Origin of the sequence: Pseudomonas sp. SCA2728.1_7 (assembly GCF_018138145.1) — a bacterium.
Classification (GTDB): Bacteria; Pseudomonadota; Gammaproteobacteria; order Pseudomonadales; family Pseudomonadaceae; genus Aquipseudomonas; species Aquipseudomonas koreensis_A.
Window position 1 is genome coordinate 4,491,283 of record NZ_CP073104.1, and the last position, 24,714, is coordinate 4,515,996.

A 24,714-nucleotide genomic window follows, 5' to 3' on the forward strand; every position below is an offset into this window, starting at 1 on the left:
GGGGCACTTTCGGGCTTTTTTTTGTCCTTGGAAGACTGTGCACCCGCGGGCTTGAGCAGGCCGTGTTGTATTTTTTACGGGGGTGTTGTGTAAAAAAATGAACAAGGCTAAGCTCCGATCAAACCCATAACAGCAATAATACCGGGGTGCTTCATGTCTCGCCTGCCGTTAATCGGCATCACCGACTGCTCGCAACAGTCCGGTCTGCATGCTCATCACATCAGTGGCGACAAATCCGTCAGTAGCGCAGCCAGCAAGGCTTGCCGCTTGCCGACGATGTTCCCGTCCATGGCCGTTCAAGCGTCAGCGTCCGATATTCTGGACGTACGGAAAAGCATCCTGTTTATGGCGTCCCCTTCCAATATAGATCGCTTTCACCCTCAAAGCCTGTGCTGCTTCCTCAGCCGTGCTCATGATTCTGCACGCCTGGACTGTGCACAGGAAATGCAACGCCAGCGTAAAGGGCAGGTAAGCTCTTCTTTCATTGTCTATGCGCGGTGCCAGGCATAAGCCGGCACTGCGCGAGCAAGCCCCCTTTAACGCGACGCCCATAGCGTCAAACTTTGCCTGACATCATGTCAGGAGACTCAGCCCAGAGGCATTTATGAGTAACAACCTCGACCAGCTCACCGATTGGTTGAAAGACCACAAGATCACAGAAGTCGAATGCATGATCGCCGACTTGACCGGTATCACCCGGGGCAAGATCTCGCCGACCAACAAGTTCATTGCCGAAAAAGGCATGCGCCTGCCAGAAAGCGTGCTGTTGCAGACCGTGACCGGCGACTACGTCGAAGACGACATCTATTACGAACTGCTCGACCCGGCCGACATCGACATGATCTGCCGCCCCGACCAGAACGCCGTGTACCTGGTGCCGTGGGCCATCGAGCCAACTGCTCAAGTGATCCACGACACCTACGACAAGCAAGGCAACCCGATCGAGCTGTCGCCACGCAACGTCCTCAAGAAAGTGTTGAAACTCTATGCCGACAAGGGCTGGCAGCCGATCGTGGCGCCGGAAATGGAGTTTTACCTGACCAAGCGCAGCGACGACCCTGACTATCCGTTGCAGCCGCCGATTGGCCGTTCGGGTCGTCCGGAAATCGGTCGTCAGTCGTTCTCCATTGAAGCGGCGAACGAATTCGATCCGCTGTTCGAAGACGTCTACGATTGGTGCGAACTGCAGGAGCTGGACCTCGACACGCTGATCCACGAAGACGGCACGGCGCAGATGGAAATCAACTTCCGTCACGGCGATGCACTGTCGCTGGCCGACCAGATTCTGGTGTTCAAACGCACCATGCGTGAAGCCGCGCTCAAGCACGATGTGGCCGCGACCTTTATGGCCAAACCGATGACCGGCGAGCCGGGCAGTGCGATGCACTTGCACCAGAGCATCATCGACATCGAGACCGGCAAGAACGTCTTCTCCAATGAAGACGGCACCATGAGCCAGCTGTTCCTGCACCACATCGGTGGCTTGCAGAAACTGATTCCTGAGCTGTTGCCGCTGTTCGCGCCGAACGTCAACTCGTTCCGCCGCTTCCTGCCGGACACCTCGGCACCGGTCAACGTCGAGTGGGGCGAAGAGAACCGCACCGTGGGCCTGCGCGTTCCGGATGCCGGTCCGCAGAACCGTCGCGTGGAAAACCGCTTGCCGGGCGCCGACGCCAACCCGTACCTGGCGATCGCCGCGAGCCTGCTCTGCGGTTACATCGGCATGGTCGAAGGCCTCAATCCGAGCGCACCAGTGGTGGGCCGTGGTTACGAGCGCCGCAACCTGCGCCTGCCGCTGACCATCGAAGACGCGCTGGAGCGTATGGAAAACAGCGCGACCATCGAGAAGTACCTGGGCAAAACCTTCATCACTGGCTACGTCGCGGTAAAACGGGCCGAGCATGAAAACTTCAAGCGCGTGATCAGTTCCTGGGAGCGTGAGTACCTGCTCTTCGCCGTCTGATACGCCGGGCGCGGCTGGCAGCAGCCGCGTCCTTCACCGATAACAAGGAGAATTGGCATGACCAGCAACAACCCGCAAACCCGCGAGTGGCAAGCACTCAGCAATGATCACCACCTGGCCCCGTTCAGCGACTTCAAGCAGTTGAAAGAGAAGGGCCCGCGGATCATCACCAACGCCAAGGGCGTTTACCTGTGGGACAGCGAAGGCAACAAGATTCTCGACGGCATGGCCGGGCTGTGGTGCGTGGCCATCGGTTACGGTCGCGATGAGCTGGCCGATGCGGCCGCCAAACAGATGCGCGAACTGCCGTACTACAACCTGTTCTTCCAGACCGCGCACCCGCCGGCGCTGGAGCTGGCCAAGGCCATTGCCGACGTGGCGCCGGAAGGCATGAACCACGTGTTCTTCACCGGTTCCGGCTCCGAAGGCAACGACACCATGCTGCGCATGGTCCGCCACTATTGGGCGATCAAGGGTCAGCCGAACAAGAAAGTCATCATCAGCCGCAAGAACGGTTATCACGGTTCGACCGTGGCCGGCGCGAGCCTCGGTGGCATGACGTATATGCACGAACAAGGCGACTTGCCGATCCCGGGCATCGTCCACATCGCCCAGCCGTACTGGTTCGCTGAAGGTGGCGAGATGTCCCCGGAAGAGTTCGGTATCTGGGCGGCCAATCAGCTGGAAGAGAAGATTCTCGAAGTCGGCGTCGACAACGTCGGAGCCTTTATTGCCGAGCCGATCCAAGGCGCCGGCGGCGTGATCATTCCGCCCGACAGCTACTGGCCGCGCATCAAGGAAATCCTCGCCAAGTACGACATCCTGTTCGTGGCGGACGAAGTGATTTGCGGTTTCGGCCGTACCGGTGAGTGGTTCGGCAGTGATTTCTACGATCTCAAGCCGGACATGATGACCATCGCCAAAGGCCTGACCTCAGGCTACATCCCGATGGGTGGCCTGATCGTTCGTGACTCCGTTGTTGCGGTGCTCAACGAAGGCGGCGATTTCAACCATGGCTTCACTTACTCCGGTCACCCGGTGGCGGCGGCGGTGGGCCTGGAAAACATCCGCATCCTGCGCGATGAAAAAATTATCGAGAACGCGCACAACGAAACGGCACCGTATTTGCAGAAACGTCTGCGGGAACTGAACGATCACCCGTTGGTGGGTGAAGTTCGCGGGGTCGGTCTGTTGGGCGCGATCGAGCTGGTGCAGGACAAGGCCACGCGCAAGCGTTATGAAGGCAAGGGCGTCGGCATGATCTGCCGCCAGTTCTGCTTCGACAACGGCCTGATCATGCGCGCTGTGGGCGACACCATGATCATCGCGCCGCCGCTGGTGATCAGCAAAGCGGAGATCGATGAGCTGGTTACAAAGGCACGCAAGTGTCTGGACCTGACCCTCAGTGCGTTGCAGGGCTAAGTGCTAGGCTTTGAGCGGGGGAGCCGTGGCGCTCGCGCTCAAAGCTGTCAGAAAGGCTGGTCTTTTCTTGAAAGACCGCCTCGGATCTTGCCAGACTAGCCGCGGTTCCAGTTGTCCGGGTTCGGCCGCTGAACAAAGTGGTTCAAAAAAGAAAAATTTGGAGCATTAACGCATGAAGGCATTAGGCAAAAAGCTCGCTGGCAAGACTCTGCTCGCCATGTCCCTGATGGGAATCATGGCGGCTGCGGCTCAGGCGGACGACAAGGTGTTGCACGTCTACAACTGGTCCGACTACATCGCCCCGGACACCATCAAGAAGTTTGAAGACGAGTCGGGCATCAAAGTCGTCTACGACGTCTTCGACAGCAACGAAACCCTCGAAGCCAAACTGCTCGCAGGCAAGTCCGGCTACGACATCGTCGTGCCGTCGAACAACTTCCTCGCCAAGCAGATCAAGGCTGGCGTGTACCAGAAGCTGGACAAGTCCAAGCTGCCTAACTGGAAGAACCTCAACACTGATTTGCTCAAAGCCGTGTCGGTCAGCGACCCGGGCAACGAGCACGCCTTCCCGTACATGTGGGGCTCGATCGGCATCGGCTACAACGCCGAAAAGGTCAAGGCTGCACTGGGCGCCGATGCGCCGGTCGATTCGTGGGATCTGATCTTCAAGCCGGAAAACGCGGCCAAGCTGAAATCCTGCGGCATCAGCCTGCTCGACTCGCCAACCGAGATGATTCCGGTGGCGCTGCACTACCTGGGCCTGCCGACCGACAGCCAGAAGAAAGAAGACATCGACAAGGCTGAAGCGCTGATCATGAAGGTGCGTCCTTCGATCGCCTACTTCCACTCGTCCAAGTACATCTCCGACCTGGCCAACGGCAACATCTGCGTAGCGATCGGCTACTCGGGTGACATCTACCAGGCCAAGTCCCGCGCGGCTGAAGCCGGTGACAAGGTGAAAGTCAGCTACAACATTCCGAAAGAAGGTGCCGGCAGCTTCTACGACATGGTCGCCATCCCTAAAGATGCCGAAAACGTCGAAGGCGCCTACAAGTTCATGACCTTCCTGCAGAAGCCGGAAATCATGGCTGAAATCACCAACGCCGTACGCTTCCCGAACGGTAACGCCGCTGCCACGCCACTGGTTGATAAAGACATCACCAGCGACCCGGGCGTCTATCCACCGGCTGACGTGCTGGCCAAGCTGTACGCGATTGCCGACTTGCCGGCCGCGACCCAGCGCATCCTGACCCGCAGCTGGACCAAGATCAAATCGGGTAAATAAGCCGGTTTGAAGCAGTAACCGCTGGCCGTCATGCCCCGCGCGGGCGGCCAGCGGATCAATTAAATGACAGGAAGTTTTGCAGGAACGGTTTTTCGAGGGTAAGTTGCGCGCCGGTTTTGTTGCCGGGCAGCCACGGCTGTCATGCAGCGCGGGGCAACTTGGGCCCAACTAATTTAGAGGACCTCCACTTGCCTATTTTTTCTTCTTTGCGCAAAGCCCTGCTGGCCACTGCCGGCCTGACGATTGCTGTCGGAGCCCAGGCCGCCGGTACGGTGCATATTTATAACTGGTCCGATTACATCGGCGAGACCACCCTGGCCGACTTCCAGAAAGAGACCGGGATCAAACCGGTCTACGACGTGTTCGATTCCAATGAAACACTGGAAGGCAAGTTGCTAGCCGGGCGTACCGGCTACGACGTGGTCGTGCCGTCGAACCACTTCCTTGGCAAGCAGATCAAGGCAGGCGCGTTCCAGAAGCTCGACAAGTCGCAGTTGCCGAATTATTCCAATCTCGACCCGGCGCTGCTCAAGCGTCTGGAACAGAACGATCCGGGTAACCTGTACGCTGTTCCTTACCTCTGGGGCACCAACGGCATCGGTTACAACGTCGATAAAGTAAAAGCTGTACTCGGTGTCGACAAGATTGATTCGTGGGGCGTTCTGTTCGAGCCTGAGAACATCAAGAAGCTGCAAAGCTGTGGCGTGGCGTTCCTCGATTCGGCGGATGAAATGATGCCGACCGTGCTCAACTATCTGGGCCTGAATGCCAACAGCACCAATCCGAAGGACTACGAGAAAGCCACCGACAAGTTGCTCGCGGTGCGTCCTTACGTGACCTACTTCCACTCCTCGAAATACATCGGTGATCTGGCCAACGGCGACATCTGCGTAGCCATCGGTTTCTCCGGCGATATCTTCCAGGCCAAGCACCGCGCCGAAGAAGCCAAGAAAGGCGTGAACATCGCCTACTCGGTACCGAAAGAGGGCGGCGCGTTGTGGTTCGACATGTTGGCAATCCCCAAGGATTCGTCGAACGTGAAGCAGGCTCATGCCTTCATCAACTATCTGCTGAAACCTGAGGTGATCGCTCAGGTCAGTGATTACGTCGGTTATGCCAACCCCAACCCGGGTTCGGACAAGCTGATGGAACAATCCATCCGCACCGATGCGTCGGTGTATCCGCCGCAGGCCGTTATCGACAAGGCCTACGTATCGACCGAGTTGCCACCGAACATTCAGCGTCTGATGACCCGCAGCTGGACCAAGGTCAAGTCGGGGATGTAAGGCACACACTATCCTGGGTTCGCCTTGCGGGGCGAACTGCATTGTTTTTTTCTGGGAGTTTCGTAAATGGCAGTTGCCTCCGGCGCCTATAAGAAAGCCCTCGAGGGCGACCAGACACCGAAACAGGTGTTGGTCAAAATCGACCGGGTCACGAAGAAGTTCGACGAGACGATTGCCGTGGACGATGTGTCCCTGGAAATCAAAAAGGGCGAGATCTTTGCCCTGCTCGGCGGTTCGGGATCGGGCAAATCCACTCTGCTGCGGATGCTGGCAGGGTTCGAACGGCCCACGGAGGGGCGCATTTTCCTCGACGGCGTCGACATCACCGACATGCCGCCGTACGAACGTCCAATCAACATGATGTTCCAGTCGTACGCCTTGTTCCCGCACATGACCGTGGCGCAGAACATTGCCTTCGGCCTCAAGCAGGACAAGATCCCGGCGGCTGAAGTCGATGCCCGCGTGGCCGAAATGCTCAAGCTCGTACAGATGAGCCAGTACGCCAAGCGCAAGCCGCATCAATTGTCGGGCGGTCAGCGTCAGCGTGTGGCGCTGGCCCGTTCGCTGGCCAAGCGGCCGAAGCTGCTGCTGCTCGATGAGCCGATGGGCGCACTGGACAAGAAACTGCGTTCGCAGATGCAACTTGAGTTGGTGGAAATCATCGAGCGCGTCGGCGTGACCTGCGTGATGGTGACCCACGACCAGGAAGAGGCCATGACCATGGCCGAGCGCATCGCGATCATGCATTTGGGCTGGATCGCCCAGATCGGCAGCCCGATCGATATCTACGAAACCCCGACCAGCCGCCTGGTCTGCGAATTCATCGGTAACGTCAACATCTTCGAAGGCGAAGTGATCGACGACGCCGAAGGCCACGCAACCATTACCTGCAAAGACCTTGATCGGCAGATCTACGTCGGCCACGGCATCAGCACCTCGGTGCAGGACAAATCGGTGACTTACGCGATCCGTCCGGAGAAGCTGCTGGTCACCGCCGATCAACCGACCTGCGAATACAACTGGTCGAGCGGCAAGGTCCACGACATCGCCTACCTCGGCGGGCACTCGGTGTTCTACGTTGAGTTGCCGAGCGGCAAACTGGTGCAGTCGTTTGTCGCCAACGCCGAACGTCGCGGCGCGCGTCCGACCTGGGGCGATCAGGTTTACGTGTGGTGGGAAGATGACAGCGGCGTGGTACTCCGCTCATGAACATGCGCAAATTCAAACGCCGCATCAACCGAATAATCCCCAATGGCCGGCAGTTGGTCATCGGGGTTCCGTTCATCTGGCTGTTTCTGTTTTTCATGTTGCCGTTCTTCATCGTTCTGAAGATCAGTTTCGCCGAAGCCGACGTGGCGATCCCGCCGTACACCGAGATCTACACGTACGCCGAGCAGAAGCTGCAACTGCTGCTGAACCTGGGCAACTACGCGATGCTGGCGGGCGACGAGTTGTACATCGCCGCTTACCTCGGCTCGCTGAAGATGGCGCTGATCAGCACCATCCTTTGTCTGGTCATCGGCTACCCGATGGCCTACGCCATCGCCACTGCCCGTAAAGAGCTGCAAACGGTGCTGGTGCTGCTGATCATGATGCCGACCTGGACCGCGATCCTGATCCGCGTGTATGCGTGGATGGGCATTCTCAGCAACAACGGCTTGCTCAACGGTTTCCTGATGAGCATGGGTTTCATCGACGAGCCGCTGCAGATCCTCAACACCAACCTCGCGGTGTACATCGGCGTCGTTTACTCGTATCTGCCGTTCATGATCCTGCCGCTGTACGCCAACTTGGTGAAGCACGATCAAAGCTTGCTGGAAGCAGCTTCCGACCTCGGTTCGAGCACCTTCAACAGCTTCTGGAAAATCACCATTCCACTGTCCAAGAACGGCATTATTGCCGGCTGCATGCTGGTATTCATCCCGGTGGTTGGTGAGTTCGTGATCCCGGAACTGCTTGGTGGTCCGGAAACCCTGATGATCGGTAAAGTGCTCTGGCAAGAGTTCTTCAACAACCGTGACTGGCCGGTGGCGTCCGCGCTGGCGGTGGTGATGCTGGCGATCCTGATTGTGCCGATCATTCTGTTCAACCGCAGTCAGGCCAAGGAAATGGAGGGTAAAGAATGAAGCGCATCCGTTTCTCCAGCCTGATGCTGGTCATCGGTTTGTTGTTCATCTACCTGCCGATGCTGATCCTGGTGATCTACTCGTTCAACGCCTCGAAACTGGTGACGGTGTGGGGCGGCTGGTCGATCAAGTGGTACGTCGGCCTGCTCGACAACACGCAACTGATGGGCTCGGTGCTGCGCTCGCTGGAAATCGCCTGCTACACCGCGGTTGCCGCGGTGGCGCTGGGCACGCTGGCGGCGTTCGTGCTGACCCGCATCACCCGCTTCAAGGGCCGTACGCTGTTCGGCGGTCTGGTCACCGCGCCGCTGGTGATGCCGGAAGTGATCACCGGTCTGTCGCTGTTGCTGCTGTTCGTGGCCATGGCGCAGATGATTGGCTGGCCGCAGGAACGTGGCATCGTCACCATCTGGATCGCTCACACCACGTTCTGTGCGGCGTATGTCGCGGTGGTGGTGTCGGCGCGTCTGCGTGAGCTGGACCTGTCGATCGAAGAAGCGGCCATGGACCTCGGTGCACGGCCGTGGAAGGTGTTCTTCCTGATCACCATCCCGATGATCGCGCCATCCCTGGCGGCGGGCGGCATGATGTCGTTCGCGCTGTCGCTGGATGACCTGGTGTTGGCGAGCTTTGTGTCCGGGCCGGGTTCGACGACTCTGCCGATGGAAGTGTTCTCGGCGGTGCGTCTGGGCGTGAAGCCTGAGATCAACGCCGTGGCCAGTCTGATTCTGCTGGCCGTGTCGATCGTGACCTTCATGGTCTGGTTCTTCAGCCGCCGTGCCGAAGAAGCGCGCAAGAAGGCGATTCAGCAAGCTATCGAAGAAAGCGCAGCCGATTCGTGGAAGCAGCCGGACGTGCGTCGGGCGCCAAGCCCGGAGGCTGCGTAAGCACTAATGGGTTGGCCTCACTCTCGAGACCAACCCAATTCAAACTGTAGGAGTGAGCCTGCTCGCGATAGCGGAGTGTCAGTCAGGAAATTTCCAACTGACAGGACGCCATCGCGAGCAGGCTCACTCCTACATGGGTTTTACGCAGTCCAGGGAGAGTTGCGGATGACTTCAACAAAGTTCATCGGCTTGAACCCCGGCTCCTGATCCTTCAGCACATCGGTCTTCACATTACCAAACGTCGTCTGCGGACGATGGCGCAAGCCATCGGCAAACGCGCAGATGATGCACTCCTTGAAACCTTCTCCACGCGGGTGCGCATGCACCACCGCCTCACGCTGTAGGGTGCTGAACGCCGCGTAATCCATGCCTAGCACATCCATCTCCACGCCTGCGGTCGCCAGCGCCACGGTCGGGCGCAGATGCTTGGGCACGCCCGGCGTGGTGTGCAAGGCAATCGACAGCCACACCTGTTCGATATCGTCATCGCTGAGCCCGTACGGCTTGAGAAACGCTGCTGCTGCGTTGGCACCGTCTACTTCGAAACGCTCGTCATCGCTGTGGTGACCTTCGACCAGGCCGAGGTCATGGAACATCGCGCCGACGTAGAGCAACTCCGGGTTGTAGGCCAGTTGCTGGCGCTCGCCGCTCAATGCACCGAACAGAAATACCCGGCGCGAGTGGTGGTAGAGCAGGTCGGACTCGATGTCGCGGATGTACTCGGTGGTGGCCCGGGCGAGGGTGCTGTCGGGGATTTTGATGCCGGCGATGGTCGTGCTCATGGCAGGTTTCCTCACTGAAACGCCGTTGTGGCGCTGATGGGGAAAGTCTGTTCCCGGCGCTGAAAGCGAACAATCGATGCATGGCTGCGATCCTTGCCAATCCACCTGCAAATCGTGCCAAGCTAAAAGATCGTCCGATCGCGGCCCGAGCCTGCGGCAGCTCCTGCAGAACCCCGCATTCCCCTGTGGGAGCTGCCGCAGGCTGCGATCTTTTGCTCTTGAAAGGGAATCCACAGCCATGAACAAAACCATCGCCATCGTGGTGTTCGCAGGCGTGCAGTCGCTGGACGTCAGCGGCCCGATGGATGTGTTCGCCGAGGCCAACCGCTTCCTGCCGCCCGAGGATCACTATCGGCTTGAGGTAATTGGCGTCGAGCACGGCCCAATGGCCTGTTCCAACGGCTTGACCCTGAATGCCCATCGGCATTTCAGCGAAGCACTCGACGCCTATGGCCTGCTGCTGGTTGCCGGTGGGCCGCAACTGCCGTTCATGGATTTTGGCGCGACGTTCAACGAGTGGCTGCGCGAGGCCTGCGCACGGGCGCAGCGCTTCGGTTCAATCTGCAATGGTGCGTTCATGCTTGCGCGGGCCGGATTGCTGGAAGGGCGCACCGTCACCACGCATTGGAACGATGCCGAGGCGTTGGCGCGGTTGTGTCCGACGACGCAGGTCGACGCGGATCGTTTGTATGTCGAGGACGGCGCGCTCTACACCTCGGCCGGGGTCACGGCGGGGATCGATCTGTCGTTGTATCTGCTGGCGCGTGATCACGGTGCTGAAGTGGCGCTGAGCGTGGCCAAGCGGCTGGTGGTGTTTACTCAGCGCTCTGGTGGGCAGTCGCAGTTCAGCCCGTTCCTCACGCCGCATGCGGAACCGACGTCGGCGGTGGCGATGGTGCAGTTGTATGTGCTGGCCAATCTCACGGGCGATCTGACGATTGCCGATCTGGCCAGTGCAGCGAACATGAGTGCGCGTAATTTCTCGCGGGTGTTTGCTCGGGAGGCGAAAGTTACGCCGGCGGAGTTTGTCGAAAGGGCGCGGGTGGATGCGGCGCGGGTGATGCTGGAGAGCACCATGGCGCCGTTGAAGACCGTGGCCTATCAGTGCGGGTTTCGGGATGCGCAGCATATGCGCGGGGTGTTCAACCGGCGGTTGGGGGTGACGCCGCAGCAGTTTTGGCTGAATTTTGCGTTGAAGCTGTGACCCTCACCCCAGCCCTCTCCGGGAGGGAGAGGGAGCCGACCGCAGTGTCTGGTGTTTTACATCGACCTGAAAGACCTTAGCGATTATGGATTCGGCAAAGCAGGATCAGGTCGCTGTAAGCCTTGAGCATCCCCCAATCAGTCCCCTCTCCCTCTGGGAGAGGGCTAGGGTGAGGGGCTTTTAAGGTGCCCGCATCGGCAACAACTTCAACGTACTGCGCGTATTCGCCGTCACCTCTTCCTCACTGAAATGCGCCTGCACATACATCCCGTCGACATACGCCTCAGCCTGATCGTCATAGTGGCTATCAAACGGCACACCACTCTGCCCAACCGGGTTGATCGTCAAGCCATGCGCCGGATCGGCAAAATCCACCAAGCGCCGCGTCGACGGCCCATAAGTCACCGGCCATGGCGCCGGGCCGATCTTCGCCGACAGATTGTTCGGCACTTCATGACTGCCCGGCGCCGCAAACGGCCCAACGTTGAATATCCGGTCCAGCGGCTTCTGCTGTCCCAGCGGATGCCCGTGAGTCAGCGTGTGTGCCGTGCCCCATTTCCACTCGGCGGAGTTATCGCCGAGGGTCAGCTTCAAGTGCTGCATGCTCGCCTGCCACGCCGTGCGCACGACATCGGCACGGGTCTCCTTGTTCGGTGTGCCGCGGTTATCCCACCACGGTGAATCGGCATTCGCCGCCAGCTTCGGCAGCGCCGCATCAATCACTCGCGTCGACAGCAAGGTGTCGAAAAAATCATTGCCCAACTCATCACGCATCGCGGCATCGGCGAGGTCGTAGAGGAACTGGTTGAACACCGTTGCACTGACCGAATCCAGCGGATAGTCGCCCGGCCACTGCGCCAGTTGCTCGACCAGTTTCAGTTGCGCCGGATCGCTCACCACCTCACGCAACACCGGCAGCAACGGTGCGAGCAAGCGCGGGCCATAACCGGTCGCCGTGCCCAGTTGCAGTTTCTGGTTGGCCTCATTGGTCCACTTCACGCTCTTGTCGCTGAGCTGACGATTGAGTTGCTGCCCGCGATCGGCAAGGTTGTAGTAACCGGGAATCTCCATGCCGGTGGGCGACAGCGGCTGGAAGTTGGCCGAGACGATGTAGCCGCGCGCCGGGTTTTCTTCCTGCGGGTTGGCGCTGAACGGGTAGAAGCCGTCCTTGTCCGCCTGATTGCTGCTGCCGTCGAGAATGAATTCCGGCCGCACCCCGGCCGGACGCTTGGGCAGCAACGCCGATGCCCACCAGGCGATATCGCCCTTGGCGTTGGCGTAAACCAGGTTCAGCCCCGGTGCCTGCACTTTCGCCGCTGCGGCGCGGGCCTTGGCCAAGGTGTCGGCGCGGTTGAGCTGGTAGAAGCCTTCGAGGATCGGATTTGGCGTTTCGAGGAAAGCCCACCACATCGCAATCGGCGTTTTCCCGGCAGCAGTCCCCAGCGCATCGTTGACGATCGGGCCGTGGGGCGATTGACGCAGGGTGAGAGTTACCGGCGTCTGGCCTTTCACATTGATCTGCTGCTGCGTGACGACCATGTCGGTCCACTGGCCGCGATACCAGACCTGATTCGGGTTATCCGGGTTGACCTTCTCGGCGATCAGATCCAGATCGTCGTTCTGGAACATGGTCAGGCTCCAGCCGAAATCGAGGTTGTGGCCGAGGAAGGCGAACGGCACCAGCGCCTGATGATGGCCGTACAACTCGAAGCCCGGCGCCGACAGTTGCGCTTCGTACCACACCGACGGCACCGAGAAGCGGATGTGCGGGTCGCCGGCCAGCAGCGGTTTGCCGCTCTGGCTGCGGCTGCCGGCGATGACCCAGGCGTTGCTGCCTTCGAACTGCGGCAAACCATTGTCGACCAGCGCTTGTTCGCTGAGGCGGGCGAGGGTATTGAGGTCTTTCCAGTCGCCGGCAGCGAGGGCCGGCGTCGGTTTGGCGTGACCGTTGACCAGCACACCTTTGGGCTGCCAGTCGAGATCGAAGACCTTGAGGTAATCGGCACCCAGTTGATCGCGCACATAAGTCAGCAGCGGTTCGGTGCGAAACGCCGCCGCAAAGCTGTAGGCCATGTAGCCGGCGACGCTGATGCTGTCTTCCGCCGTGAACGGCCGCTTGGGGATGCCCAGCACGTCGAACTCGATCGGCGCGGCGTGGCTATCCTGATATTGATTAATGCCATCCAGATAGGCTTGCAGGCCCTTCCATGCCGGCGACTGTTTATCGAGACTGGCGACGTAACTGGCGGCGCGCTCGCGGATGCGCAGGCTGCGGAACAGTTTGTCGGTGTCGAGCAGCTTCGGCCCGAGCACTTCGGCCAGCTCACCACGGGCGAGGCGGCGCATGGCTTCCATCTGGAACAGGCGATCCTGGGCATGCACATAGCCGAGGGCGCGGTAGAGGTCGGTTTCGTTCTCGGCACGGATGTGCGGCACGCCGCGCTCGTCGTAGCGCACGGTCACCGAACCTTGCAGGTTGCGCAGTTCGACCTGGCCCTGGCGCGTCGGTTGTTTGCTGTAGACATACCAGCCGACGCCGGCGAGCAGGACAACGATGAGCAAGCCAAGTACGGTGAACACGCGCTTCATGGTGACTCCTTGTGCAGGCGGGATTGCCGCCCGTCGGGCTGCAAACAATTAGCACAGACCTTCTGTGCCGTGCAGCGCTGTCCTTGAAAAGTCCGGAATGCCTTACTGCGCCTCCACCGGCCACGGGCAGTAGCAACCGACCGCCAGGGTGTGCGTGGCATTGACCGGGCGATCTTCTGTCAGGGCATTCAAAATCGGTTCGATAAAGCTGTTGCTGGAGTTGCAGGTCAGGCCTTCGCTGTACGGGCCGAAGTACGCCAGTTTGCCGCTGCGATCCCAGATCGCCACGGCCGGGCTGGCGGGCACCTGTTCGGAACCGGGCAATATCGTGATGGTTTTCAGGCTGCTGAGGGTCGCGGGCAACTGCCCGTGGCTGCCAGTTTTTTGCACGGCGAAGAACTCCACGCCTTTGGCGCCGAACTGCTCGACCATCTCGGTCAGGTGTTGTTGGTTGCCGACATTGCACGGGCAGGCCGGGTCCCAGAAATGCACCAGACGAATCTTGCCGGGACCGGCGAGATTGTCCGGCAGGCGCAACGGATCACCGGAGAACACCGCCGTGTGTTCGCTGAATGCGCGCAGATAACGCCCTTGAAACCAGTCGTACGCCGCCCACAGCACCCCGGCGCAAATCAGCGCGAGCAGGCTGGCAAACAGTGCGGTGCGGTAGGGCGAACGCATGGTTTTCGATCCTCGAAAGGTCGGCTAGCTTGCCATGTCTGTCACTACAGATGAATATCGCAGGCCTATAAAGTCTGTTTACCGCTTTGGAATTCCCGCATGCCTGCCACTTTCGACCCCGATCAAATCCGCGCCAGCCTCAAGCCTTTGGCCGAGTGGCAGCCGTTGTCGGACGAGGCGAAGGCGTACCAGCAGTTTTATAAAACCGATTTTCCCCATCGCGATGTCTGGCGTGGCATGGGCCGTTTCGAAGTCGACGGTTATGAGCTGGTCAGCCATTGCTGGTGGCCGGAGAAGGTCAAGGCGACACTGTTTCTGCTGCATGGATACTACGATCACACCGGGCTGTATCGGCATGTGATCGAGTGGGCGCTGGATCAGGACTTCGCGGTGATCGCCTGCGACTTGCCGGGCCATGGCTTGTCGAGCGGGCCGCGCGCGAGCATTCGCGATTTCTCTGAATATCAGGACGTCCTGCAAGCCTTGTTCGCCGAGGCGCAGTCGATCGCGTTGCCGCAGCCGTGGCATTTGTTTGGGCAGAGCACCGGCGGGGCGATTGTGGTTGATCACCTGCTCAACCATAGCGAAAACAGCCCCGCACAGGGCCAGGTTATTTTGATGGCGCCGCTGGTGCGTCCACGGGCGTGGGGCTGGTCGCAGCTGAGCTATTACTTGCTCAGGCCTTTTGTCAGAGGTGTTGCGCGGCGCTTCAGCGAGAATTCCAACGATCCGGATTTCCTGCCGTTTCTCCAGGCTGACCCGTTGCAGCCGCGACGCTTGCCGACGAAATGGGTGGGGGCGTTGTCGCGTTGGATCATTCGCGTCGAGCACGCGAAAAAAAGTCCGCGGCGACCGCTGATCATTCAGGGGCAGGCGGACATGACCGTGGACTGGCAGCACAATTTGCAGGTATTGAAATGGAAGTTTGATCGACCGCAGATTCTGCTGCTGGCCGAGGCGCGGCATCATCTGGCGAATGAGACGGTGGAGATGCGTGAGGAGTATTTCGAGTTTCTGAGCAAGCGGATCAGGGGCCGAAATCTTTAGCGTTGGTGAGGGCCCTATCGCGAGCAGGCTCACTCCTACATTTGGAATGCGTACCCCTGTAGGAGTGAGCCTGCTCGCGATAGCGGTCTAAGAGACGACGAAGATCATTGCCCGACCGCCAACCCTGCGCGAATCGCCGCCAGCGCCGCCTGGTAATACGCCTTGCCCTCAGTCGACTCGGCAAACGTCGCAAACTCTTCCAGCTCTTCATCCGACAGATCGCGATAGACGTAAAGCAGCGTGTTGTTCATGTCCGCGCCAATCTGATCCATCAAACGCTGGCGCTGACCATTGAGCATGCCTTGCGCCTGACCGCCACCGAGCAGCCCCGGAATCATCGAACTCAAACTGTCCGCTGCCACGCCGGCAATCGCCAGGCTGACTTCGGCGCCGGCTTCACGGGCAGGCAAGGCTTGGGCGAGGTGACCGATGATCAGCAGACGACTGTCGCTGACCTGCATCTTCGGCAGGCCTTTGGCGTTTTTCGCCAATTGATCGCGACGGGTTGCGAGCAATTCAGCCGCGACAATTTTCTTGCCCAGCGGCGATTGAAAGAAGGTCAGTGCCGGTTTCGGGTCGGCGAGCTTCTGTCGCAGTTGCGCTTCGGCACGTTGATCCACAGCCTGCGGGGCAAAGCGCTGGTTGCTGTTGTTGACCAAGGCCTGGAACACCGCGGGCGGCAGGCTGTTCTGATAGCGCTGCTGTGCGGCCGTCAGGGCGTCGTTGAAATGCGCACGTTGATCTGGCCAGCCGGCGACCTTGTACAACTGATCGTGGCCGTCCGCCCAGGCGGGCAAAACGCAGAACATCAACAGTGAAAAAAGCAAACGGCGCATAGGGACTCCTGTCAGCAGCGGACTATTCTCCGTGCGGTGCCGGTACTTGTCGAGAATTCGTAGCAAGCCGCCGCGTGGCTCTGTCGGATTTCTTGCCGCCGACATACTATGCGCGCCATGCAAATATCCTCTGAACACCCACTGCTGTTACGCATTGTCGATGACCTGGCCGAACACGGCTGGTCGCAGCAGAACATTTTCCTGCCCGCCGGTTTGACCCGCGAGCTGGCGGCCGAGTGCCGTAAACGTGAGGCCGAAGGCGAGTTGGCCCCGGCGGCGGTGGGGCGTGGGCCTTTTTCGGAGATCCGCGAGGGGATTCGTGGCGACCACATTCAGTGGATCGATCCCGGTCAGGCCGAGGCCAGCGACCGTTATCTGAACCTGATGGAGAGCCTGCGCGAGGCACTCAACCGTGGCTTGTTCCTCGGCCTTGAAGACTTTGAATGCCATTTCGCGTTGTATCCGCCGGGTGCGTTTTATCGCAAGCACGTCGACCGTTTTCGCGACGATGACAAGCGCATGGTTTCGGTGGTGGTCTATCTCAATGACGCTTGGCTGCCGGAGGATGGCGGTCAGTTGCGCATGTACCTGAACGATGAACGCGTGCACGACGTTCAGCCTACGGGCGGGTGTCTGGTGGTGTTTCTCTCCGGCGAAGTGCCGCATGAAGTGTTGCCGGCGAACCGCGAGCGCTTGTCGCTGACCGGTTGGTTTCGCCGCCGTGGCAACGAGCCGTTCTGACATGGACAAGATTCTGGTCAGCCGCTGCCTGCTGGGCCATCGCGTGCGTTACGACGGTGGCGCGAGCGGGCCGTTTGATTTGCTTGAACAGTGGATTGCCGAAGGGCGGGTGGTGCCGTTGTGTCCGGAGGTTGCGGGCGGTTTGCCGACGCCACGGGCGGCGGCGGAGATTCCGGGCGGGCAGGGTGGTGAAGTGCTCGATGGCGTCGCGGCGGTGATCACCACTGAGGGCGAGGATGTCAGTGCGCAGTTTCTCGATGGTGCGCGGCAGGCGCTGGCGCTGGTGCAGAAATATGGCATCCGCGTGGCGGTGCTTAAGGCCAACAGTCCTTCTTGCGGGAATTTGCTGACTTACGACGGGACGTTCAGTGGGGTCAAAGTCAGTGGCGAAGGCGTGACGGCGGCGTTGCTCAAGCGCCATGGTGTGCAGGTTTTCAGTGAACTGGAATTGCCGCAGGCCGCGCTGGCCCTTGCTGCTTTGGACTGATCCGGAATCGTTGCCCTCACCCCAGCCCTCTCCCGGAGGGAGAGGGGGCCGACCGAGTTGTCCGGCGCTGTCCATCGACCTGAAAGACCTTTTCGACTATGGATTCGACACAGGCCATAACTGATCGATTATGGATTCGACACAGCCATGACTGATCGATTAAGGATTCGACACAGCCATGACCGATCGATTATGGCGTCGACGAAGCCATGGTCAGTCGATTTCGGATTCGGTATAGCCATCCCAAGTCGGCGTATCTCTGAAGCATCCCCCATTCAGTCCCCTCTCCCTCCGGGAGAGGGCTAGGGTGAGGGGCTTTTAAGGCTTCAACCACTTCTCGGTCAGCGCTGCCAAACGTCCATCCGCCTTGATCCGCTGCATCGCGCTCGCCAGACTGGCATGAAACGCCGGATTACCCTTCTGAAACGGAATCGCCAGATCCACCGGCTCCGCCGCTTTCGGCTTCTCTTCCGTCAATGCCTGCACCAGCACCATCGGCCGTGGTTGCTCATCCTTCTTTGCCAGCAACTGCGAATCGACCTTGCCGTAAGGCTCGCTGAAGTCGAAACGATCCTTGAGTTCGGGTGTCAGTGCTATGTGGTTGAGCGCGACGTCGTACTTGCCGCTTTCAACGCCCTGGAGCAGGTCGGCTTCGTCGGTGACGATGAAGTCGGCGCGCACATCCAGCTCGTTGGCCAGCAGTTGCCCAAGCTCGACCTCGAACCCCGTGAGTGTGTCGCCTTCCTTGTAATTGAACGGCGGTGTATTAGCCTCAAGGGCTATGCGCAGCTCGCCACGGTCGTTGACGTCATCAATCAGTTCGGCATGAGCCAAAGGGCTCAAAAGGGGTAGCAGGCAGATCAGGCCAGGCAGAAAACGCATGGTCACTCCTTTGAAATCATTATCGCGACGCTCTGATTCAGGCTCGCTTTGCTATGGTTGTCGAGTGCCTTCGACAACGAATGGTCATGAAGTTGTCATGACCGTGCGGATTTTACGGAAAAACTGGAGAAGAAAATGAAAAGCTTTATGTCACGTGCAGCGTTCGCGGGTGTGCTGATGGGCGTTTCGGTGCTGGCCAGTGCGGCGACACCGGCCCCGAAAGGCGCCGAAGTGTTCATCGTTTCTCCCGAAGACGGGGCGAAGGTTTCCCAAGAGTTCAAGGTCAAGTTCGGCACCAAGGACGTCGCGCTGGCACCGGCCGGTGATGTCACCAAGAATACCGGTCACCATCACTTGCTGATCGACGTCGACAAGCTGCCAGCGGCCGGTCAGCCGATTCCCAACGATGCCAACCACATGCATTTCGGCAAGGCGCAGACCGAAGCGACCATCAAACTGGCTCCGGGCAAGCACACCTTGCAGCTGGAACTGGGCGACAGCGGCCACATGCCGTTCGATCCACCAATCGTTTCGAAGAAAATCACCGTCAACGTCGAATAACCTTTTCGCCGTGCATGAAAAAGGGAGCCCGAAGGCTCCCTTTTTTGTCGTTCAACGCTTGATCAGAACAACACACGGCTACGGATAGTGCCGTTGATGTGCTGCAGCTTCTCTTGCGCCAGATCCGAGTACTCGGCGTCGACATCGATCACCACGTAGCCAACCTTCTCGTTGGTCTGCAGGAACTGACCGGAGATGTTGATGCCGTTTTCGGCGAAGACCTTGTTGATCTCGCTCATCACACCCGGGATGTTCTCGTGGATGTGCAGCAGGCGGTGCTTGCCAGGGTGAGCCGGCAGGGCCACTTCCGGGAAGTTCACCGACGAAACGGAGGTACCGTTGTCGCTGTACTTGACCAGTTTTTCTGCCACTTCCAGACCGATGTTGGCTTGCGCTTCGGCGGTCGAACCACCGATGTGCGGGGTCAGGATCACGTTGTCGAGGCCACGCAGCGGGCTTTCGAACTCTTCGTCGTTGGAGCGTGGCTCCACCGGGAATACGTCGATGGCCGCGCCGATCAGGTGCTTGTCCTTGATCGCGTCCGCCAGAGCGTCCAGTTCAACCACGGTGCCACGAGCAGCGTTGATCAGGATGCCGCCCTTTTTGATGGCGCGGATTTCCTTCTCGCCGATCATCCACTGGGTCGCAGCGGTTTCCGGAACGTGCAGGGTGACGATGTCGGACATGCCCAGCAGTTCGGTCAGGCTACCGATCTGAGTCGCGTTGCCCAGCGGCAGCTTGGTCACGGTGTCGTAGAAGTACACCTGCATGCCCAGACCTTCCGCCAGAACCGACAACTGGGTACCGATCGAGCCGTAGCCGACGATGCCGAGTTTCTTGCCACGGATCTCGAAGGAGTTGGCTGCGGACTTGATCCAGCCGCCACGGTGGCAGGAAGCGTTTTTCTCCGGGATGCCGCGCAGCAGCAGGATCGCTTCGGCCAGCACCAGCTCGGCAACGGAGCGGGTGTTGGAGTACGGCGCGTTGAACACGGCGATACCGCGCTCGCGGGCAGCACTCAGGTCAACCTGGTTGGTGCCGATGCAGAAACAGCCGACCGCAACCAGCTTCTTCGCGTGATCGAAGATCTCTTCGGTCAGTTGGGTGCGCGAACGAATGCCGATGAAGTGAGCGTCAGCGATCTTTTCCTTGAGCTGGGCTTCCGGCAAGGAACCTGTCAGGTATTCGATGCTGGTGTAGCCCGCCGCCTTGAGGACGTCGACAGCCGATTGGTGGACGCCTTCGAGAAGAAGGAACTTGATCTTGCTCTTATCGAGAGAAGTCTTGCTCATCTGCGTAAACCTGTATCCCGGAGAAAAATGGCAGGAAATGGTCAACAGACGCTGACCCGGACGACAAGAAAGTCGTCTCCGCGGATCTGGCCTTGGGCACTGTCCTGCGGGGTCGATATGCTAGCATAGCCTCCCCGCTAAACACTCATTCCTGCGACGTGAAGCGTTCTCAGGATGACCATGAATTGTTCGAGAGTTCTGTCGATGACCAATCCTGCCCTGATTGATGAACTGAAGACCCTGGTCGAGCCTGGCAAGGTCCTGACCGACGCCGACTCCCTGAATGCGTACGGCAAGGATTGGACCAAGCACTTCGCCCCGGCGCCCAGCGCCATCGTGTTTCCCAAGACCATTGAGCAGGTGCAGGCGGTGGTCCGTTGGGCCAACGCGCACAAGGTTGCGCTGGTGCCATCGGGCGGGCGCACCGGGTTGTCTGCCGCCGCAGTGGCCGCCAACGGCGAAGTGGTCGTCTCGTTCGACTACATGAATCAGATTCTCGACGTGAACCTCACCGACCGCACTGCCGTTTGTCAGCCGGGCGTGGTCACCGAGCATTTGCAGAACGTCGCCGAAGAAAAAGGCCTGTATTACCCGGTCGACTTCGCCTCGGCAGGTTCCAGCCAGATTGGCGGCAATATCGGCACCAATGCCGGCGGGATCAAGGTGATTCGCTACGGCATGACCCGCAACTGGGTGGCCGGCATGAAAGTCGTCACCGGCAAGGGCGATGTGCTGGAGCTGAACAAAGACCTGATCAAGAACGCCACCGGTTACGACCTGCGTCAGCTGTTCATTGGCGCTGAAGGCACCCTCGGTTTCGTCGTCGAAGCGACCATGCGCCTCGATCGCGCGCCGAAAAACCTCACCGCGATGGTTCTCGGCACCGCCGATTTCGACTCGATCATGCCGGTGCTGCACGCTTTCCAGGGCAAGCTCGACCTGACCGCGTTTGAATTCTTCTCCGACAAAGCCCTGGCCAAGGTCATGGGCCGTGGTGACGTGCCGGCTCCGTTCGAGACCGATTGCCCGTTCTACGCGTTGCTGGAATTCGAAGCGACCACCGAAGAAGTGGCCAACAGCGCACTGGAAACCTTCGAGCATTGCGTCGAGCAGGGCTGGGTGCTGGACGGCGTGATGAGCCAGAGCGAAACCCAGCTGCAGAACCTGTGGAAACTGCGCGAGTACATCTCCGAAACCATCTCGCACTGGACGCCGTACAAAAACGACATCTCGGTCACCGTGTCGAAAGTGCCAGCGTTCCTGAAGGAAATCGACGCGATCGTCGGTGAACACTATCCGGACTTCGAAATCGTCTGGTTCGGCCACATCGGCGACGGCAACCTGCACTTGAACATCCTCAAGCCGGATAACCTGAGCAAGGACGAGTTCTTCGCCAAGTGCGCGACCGTCAACAAGTGGGTGTTCGAAACCGTCGAGAAGTACAACGGTTCGATCTCCGCCGAGCACGGCGTCGGCATGACCAAGCGCGATTACTTGACCTACAGCCGCTCGCCGGTTGAGATCGAGTACATGAAAGCGGTGAAAGCGGTGTTCGACCCGAACGGCATCATGAACCCGGGCAAGATTTTCGCGGTTTGATCGGCAATCTTTGATGAATCAATGAAGGCAGGAGTCGGTAAATGAGCTATCAGCACCAGTACGTCGACGGCACGCGCATCCACTTCCCGATCGGGAAAGTCGTGTGCATTGGCCGTAATTACGCCGAACACGCCAAGGAACTGGACAACCCGGTACCTACCGAACCGTTGCTGTTCATCAAACCGGGCAGTTGCGTGGTCGAGTTGGAGGGCGGTTTCGCCATTCCGACCGAGCGCGGTTCGGTGCATTACGAAGCGGAAATCGCCGTGTTGATCGGCAAGCCGTTGTCGACCAAACCGAGCCGCGAAGAAGTCCTCGACGCAATCTCCGGTTTCGCCCCGGCGCTGGACCTGACCCTGCGCGACAAGCAGGCCGAGCTGAAAGCCAAGGGCCTGCCGTGGGAAATCGCCAAGTCGTTCGACGGCGCGGCAGTGATCGCCCCGTTCGTGGTCGGCAGCACCTTTGCTGACCTGACCGACATCGGCATCCGCCTGACCATCAATGGCGAAGTGCGTCAGGACGGCAACAGCAGCGCGATGCTCAACCCGATCGTGCCGATGATCCAGCACATGGCCGGCTGCTTCTCGCTGCAGGCCGGTGACGTGATCCTCACTGGCACGCCAGTCGGCGTCGGCCCGCTGAACGTTGGTGACGACATCGTCCTCGAACTGGTCGGTGCGATCAGCTTCACCAGCAGCGTGCGCTGATTTAACGCGGTCCCCTTGTAGGAGTGAGCCTGCTCGCGATAGCGGTCTGTCAGTCAACGATTGTTTCGACTGACCTGACGCTATCGCGAGCAGGCTCACTCCTACAGGGTTTTGTGATCTCTCCCACAATGGCGCAGGGCAATCCCGCCATTTGCCGTTTTTTTCACATCCTGTACGGATAATTCCTCTCATTCTGGCGTCTGAGCCGGCCTCTTTGTGCTATTACCCATAGCCTGAATTTTCGGAACGCGTCCCTCGATGTCATCTCAAACTCAGCTCAAACCCACTCGCCGTTCACGTTTCGCCCTGCGTTGGTATGTCTGGCTTTTGCTGGTGGTTGCTGCCGCTTATGCCGTGGCGTTTGCCATGCATTGGGATGATCGCGGTGTGCTGTGGCTGCAGGAACGCTTCGAAAGCCAGGCCGAGCAGAAGGAAAGCATCTGGCTGCCGGACTATCGCGTGGTGATCGATGCCAAGCCGCTCAAGGGGATGGAGAAGGACGAGGCTTCGGATCTGGCGTACAACCCGCAGACCAAAACGCTGTTCTCGGTGATGGGCAAGAACCCGTTTCTCGCTGAACTGACTTTACAGGGCGATGTACTGCGCAAGATGCCGCTGGTGGGCTGGAGCAATCCGGAAGGCCTGACGATGATGGAAAACGGCCTGATGGCCATCGTCGACGAGCGCCAGCACATGCTGTCGATCGTCAAGGTCGACGCTGATACCCGTGAACTGAATATCGCCGACTTCCCGAAATACGATCTCGGTCCGTCGAAAGACCAGAACAAGGCCTTCGAAGCTATCACCTGGGATGCGCACAACCAGCAATTGCTGTTGGGCGAGGAGCGCCCGCCGGCGTTGTTTACCTGGAAAAGCGATGGCAGCCAGACCCTCAAGGGTGACAAGCAGAAACTTGCCAGTGACGAACTGGATATTCGCAACCTCTCGGCCTTGGCGATTGACCCGCGCACCCAGCACACGCTGGTACTGTCAGCCGATTCGCACCTGCTGCTGGAGCTGGACGAGAAGGGCGAGCAAGTCAGCTTCATGACCCTGCTCGGCGGTTTCAATGGCTTGAAAAACACCATTCCCCGCGCAGAAGGCGTGACCATGGACGAAGCGGGTACGCTGTACATGGTCAGCGAGCCGAACCTGTTCTATCGCTTCGAAAAACAGTAATAGCAGCCTTTACCGATTCCAATGTAGGAGCTGCCGAAGGCTGCGATCTTTTGATCTTATGAACAGCAAGATCAAAAGATCGCAGCCTGCGGCAGCTCCTACAGGGGTTGGCTTGTGGTTTGAGGCAAGTGGCCATTAAGCTTCAGTTCAGACGGGCGTGATATTTCATCCGCCTGTCTTGATCCCGAGCTCACCCGAATGCGTCGACTTGCCCGTCCCAAACCTCTGATTATCATCCTGTCGGTGATTGTCTTGATCGCGTTAATCGCTATCGGTCAATACATGCGCCTGTTCGAGCGCGCCTGGTTCAACTTGCACACCCTGTGGCAACCGCAGAGTAGCGAGTCGATCGGGCTGGACCAGTATCGCGTCGAAATTGAAGCGCGGGTGATTGACGGGCTGGACGACGATGTCTCGGCGCTGACCTTCGATCCGGTGCGCAAAAGCCTGTTCACCGTGACCAACAAGAATTCCGAGCTGGTCGAACTGTCGCTCGAAGGCAAGATCCTGCGGCGCATCGCGCTGATTGGTTTTGGCGATCCGGAAGCGGTCGAGTACATCAGCGCCGACACCTATGTGATCACTGATGAACGTCAGCAGCGGCTGATCAAGATTCACCTGGAAGCAGACACCACGTTCCTCGACGCGGCGGACGCCGAGCAGATGACTCTTGGCGTGCATATGGCCAGTAACAAAGGTTTTGAAGGCCTGGCGTACGACTCGGTGGGCAAGCGCCTGTTTGTCGCGAAAGAACGCAACCCGATGCTGATCTACGAAGTGCACGGCTTTCCGCACTTCAATCCGGAGAAGTCCTACGCGGTGCATGTGATCAACGATCCCAAGCGCGATGCCGGGATGTTCGTGCGCGATCTGTCGAGTTTGCAGTACGACGAGCGCAGCGGGCATTTACTGGCGTTGTCGGATGAGTCGAGATTGATTCTGGAACTGGATGTCGACGGGCGCCCATTGAGCACAATGTCCATCAGTGGCGGCCGACAAGGTTTGAAGAAAACCGTACCGCAGGCGGAAGGAATTGCCATGGATGATGACGGGACGTTGTATCTGGTGAGTGAGCCGAACCTGTTTTACGTCTTCAAAAAGCCAACCCCGAACTAACCAACACCACAAAACCATTGTAGGAGTGAGCCTGCTCGCGAT

At 59.3% G+C, this 24,714-nt stretch carries 23 protein-coding genes; 17 read left to right on the forward strand and 6 right to left on the reverse strand.

The genetic code is table 11. The features are described from left to right. Nucleotides 1–153: 153 nt before the first annotated feature. The 8 genes from KBP52_RS19995 (at nt 154) to KBP52_RS20030 (ending at nt 8,969) form a co-directional block, all read left to right on the forward strand. Entirely contained in the window at nt 154–510 is a 357-nt protein-coding gene (locus KBP52_RS19995; RefSeq protein ID WP_212620815.1) for a glutamine amidotransferase, read from the forward strand. A gap of 94 nt (nt 511–604) precedes the next feature. Further along, nucleotides 605–1,963, forward strand: coding sequence for a glutamine synthetase family protein (locus KBP52_RS20000; RefSeq protein ID WP_034151968.1), 1,359 nt, complete (start codon nt 605–607; stop codon nt 1,961–1,963). A 57-nt stretch (nt 1,964–2,020) separates the two neighbouring features. Continuing rightward, the gene (locus KBP52_RS20005; protein ID WP_077574959.1) at nt 2,021–3,385 is read left to right on the forward strand and encodes an aspartate aminotransferase family protein; all 1,365 of its coding nucleotides are present in this window, start codon (nt 2,021–2,023) and stop codon (nt 3,383–3,385) included. A gap of 172 nt (nt 3,386–3,557) precedes the next feature. Then, complete coding sequence (locus KBP52_RS20010) at nt 3,558–4,670, forward strand: polyamine ABC transporter substrate-binding protein (protein ID WP_077574958.1); 1,113 nt, start codon at nt 3,558–3,560, stop codon at nt 4,668–4,670. A 188-nt stretch (nt 4,671–4,858) separates the two neighbouring features. Then, the gene (locus KBP52_RS20015; protein ID WP_212620816.1) at nt 4,859–5,956 is read left to right on the forward strand and encodes a polyamine ABC transporter substrate-binding protein; all 1,098 of its coding nucleotides are present in this window, start codon (nt 4,859–4,861) and stop codon (nt 5,954–5,956) included. 66 nt (nt 5,957–6,022) lie between these two features. Beyond that, nucleotides 6,023–7,165, forward strand: a complete 1,143-nt coding sequence (gene potA, locus KBP52_RS20020) for a polyamine ABC transporter ATP-binding protein (protein ID WP_007913856.1) — start codon at nt 6,023–6,025, stop codon at nt 7,163–7,165. 35 nt (nt 7,166–7,200) lie between these two features. After that, nucleotides 7,201–8,082 carry an ABC transporter permease subunit gene (locus tag KBP52_RS20025; RefSeq protein ID WP_177412532.1) on the forward strand — a complete coding sequence of 294 codons (882 nt, stop codon included), beginning with the start codon at nt 7,201–7,203 and terminating at the stop codon, nt 8,080–8,082. Next, nucleotides 8,079–8,969, forward strand: a complete 891-nt coding sequence (locus tag KBP52_RS20030) for an ABC transporter permease subunit (protein ID WP_007913861.1) — start codon at nt 8,079–8,081, stop codon at nt 8,967–8,969. The genes KBP52_RS20025 and KBP52_RS20030 overlap by 4 nt, the downstream gene beginning before the upstream one ends. Before the next feature lie 140 nt (nt 8,970–9,109). Here KBP52_RS20030 and KBP52_RS20035 read toward each other — a convergent pair whose 3' ends face one another. Further along, nucleotides 9,110–9,751, reverse strand: coding sequence for an HD domain-containing protein (locus tag KBP52_RS20035; RefSeq protein ID WP_212620817.1), 642 nt, complete (start codon nt 9,749–9,751; stop codon nt 9,110–9,112). A gap of 238 nt (nt 9,752–9,989) precedes the next feature. On the opposite strand from KBP52_RS20035, the gene KBP52_RS20040 reads away from it, so the two are divergent. After that, nucleotides 9,990–10,955, forward strand: a complete 966-nt coding sequence (locus tag KBP52_RS20040) for an AraC family transcriptional regulator (protein WP_212620818.1) — start codon at nt 9,990–9,992, stop codon at nt 10,953–10,955. A 180-nt stretch (nt 10,956–11,135) separates the two neighbouring features. On the opposite strand, the gene KBP52_RS20045 is transcribed toward KBP52_RS20040, so the two are convergent. Together KBP52_RS20045 and KBP52_RS20050 are read right to left on the reverse strand one after the other, a co-directional pair. Then, the gene (locus KBP52_RS20045) at nt 11,136–13,544 is read right to left on the reverse strand and encodes a penicillin acylase family protein (RefSeq protein WP_212620819.1); all 2,409 of its coding nucleotides are present in this window, start codon (nt 13,542–13,544) and stop codon (nt 11,136–11,138) included. A 102-nt stretch (nt 13,545–13,646) separates the two neighbouring features. Next, the gene (locus KBP52_RS20050; RefSeq protein ID WP_077574953.1) at nt 13,647–14,225 is read right to left on the reverse strand and encodes a DUF6436 domain-containing protein; all 579 of its coding nucleotides are present in this window, start codon (nt 14,223–14,225) and stop codon (nt 13,647–13,649) included. Nucleotides 14,226–14,324: 99 nt separating this feature from the next. Between KBP52_RS20050 and KBP52_RS20055 the strand changes: the two genes are divergently transcribed. After that, the gene (locus KBP52_RS20055; RefSeq protein WP_123593565.1) at nt 14,325–15,272 is read left to right on the forward strand and encodes an alpha/beta hydrolase; all 948 of its coding nucleotides are present in this window, start codon (nt 14,325–14,327) and stop codon (nt 15,270–15,272) included. 104 nt (nt 15,273–15,376) lie between these two features. On the opposite strand, the gene KBP52_RS20060 is transcribed toward KBP52_RS20055, so the two are convergent. After that, nucleotides 15,377–16,108, reverse strand: a complete 732-nt coding sequence (locus KBP52_RS20060) for a DUF2059 domain-containing protein (RefSeq protein WP_077574951.1) — start codon at nt 16,106–16,108, stop codon at nt 15,377–15,379. Nucleotides 16,109–16,216: 108 nt separating this feature from the next. On the opposite strand from KBP52_RS20060, the gene KBP52_RS20065 reads away from it, so the two are divergent. Both KBP52_RS20065 and KBP52_RS20070 read left to right on the forward strand, forming a co-directional pair. Further along, on the forward strand, nt 16,217–16,849 hold the full coding sequence (locus KBP52_RS20065; protein WP_077574950.1) for a 2OG-Fe(II) oxygenase: 633 nt from the start codon (nt 16,217–16,219) through the stop codon (nt 16,847–16,849). 1 nt (nt 16,850) lies between these two features. Next, nucleotides 16,851–17,336 carry a DUF523 domain-containing protein gene (locus KBP52_RS20070; RefSeq protein ID WP_212620820.1) on the forward strand — a complete coding sequence of 162 codons (486 nt, stop codon included), beginning with the start codon at nt 16,851–16,853 and terminating at the stop codon, nt 17,334–17,336. Nucleotides 17,337–17,654: 318 nt separating this feature from the next. Here KBP52_RS20070 and KBP52_RS20075 read toward each other — a convergent pair whose 3' ends face one another. Next, nucleotides 17,655–18,218: a transporter substrate-binding domain-containing protein gene (locus tag KBP52_RS20075; protein ID WP_123593568.1), complete on the reverse strand. Its 564-nt coding sequence runs from the start codon at nt 18,216–18,218 to the stop codon at nt 17,655–17,657. Nucleotides 18,219–18,353: 135 nt separating this feature from the next. On the opposite strand from KBP52_RS20075, the gene KBP52_RS20080 reads away from it, so the two are divergent. Beyond that, on the forward strand, nt 18,354–18,779 hold the full coding sequence (locus KBP52_RS20080) for a DUF4399 domain-containing protein (RefSeq protein WP_034151953.1): 426 nt from the start codon (nt 18,354–18,356) through the stop codon (nt 18,777–18,779). A 62-nt stretch (nt 18,780–18,841) separates the two neighbouring features. On the opposite strand, the gene serA is transcribed toward KBP52_RS20080, so the two are convergent. Continuing rightward, nucleotides 18,842–20,071, reverse strand: a complete 1,230-nt coding sequence (serA, locus tag KBP52_RS20085) for a phosphoglycerate dehydrogenase (protein WP_008085296.1) — start codon at nt 20,069–20,071, stop codon at nt 18,842–18,844. 204 nt (nt 20,072–20,275) lie between these two features. Between serA and KBP52_RS20090 the strand changes: the two genes are divergently transcribed. The 4 genes from KBP52_RS20090 to KBP52_RS20105 all read left to right on the forward strand — a co-directional run bounded on the left by KBP52_RS20090 (nt 20,276) and on the right by KBP52_RS20105 (nt 24,672). After that, on the forward strand, nt 20,276–21,670 hold the full coding sequence (locus tag KBP52_RS20090) for an FAD-binding oxidoreductase (protein WP_110718062.1): 1,395 nt from the start codon (nt 20,276–20,278) through the stop codon (nt 21,668–21,670). Nucleotides 21,671–21,711: 41 nt separating this feature from the next. Then, nucleotides 21,712–22,377 (forward strand): fumarylacetoacetate hydrolase family protein, encoded by a 666-nt coding sequence (locus KBP52_RS20095; RefSeq protein ID WP_212620821.1) that lies wholly within the window; start codon nt 21,712–21,714, stop codon nt 22,375–22,377. Nucleotides 22,378–22,635: 258 nt separating this feature from the next. Then, nucleotides 22,636–23,556 (forward strand): SdiA-regulated domain-containing protein, encoded by a 921-nt coding sequence (locus tag KBP52_RS20100; protein WP_212620822.1) that lies wholly within the window; start codon nt 22,636–22,638, stop codon nt 23,554–23,556. Nucleotides 23,557–23,754: 198 nt separating this feature from the next. Then, complete coding sequence (locus KBP52_RS20105) at nt 23,755–24,672, forward strand: SdiA-regulated domain-containing protein (protein WP_212620823.1); 918 nt, start codon at nt 23,755–23,757, stop codon at nt 24,670–24,672. Nucleotides 24,673–24,714: the final 42 nt, after the last annotated feature.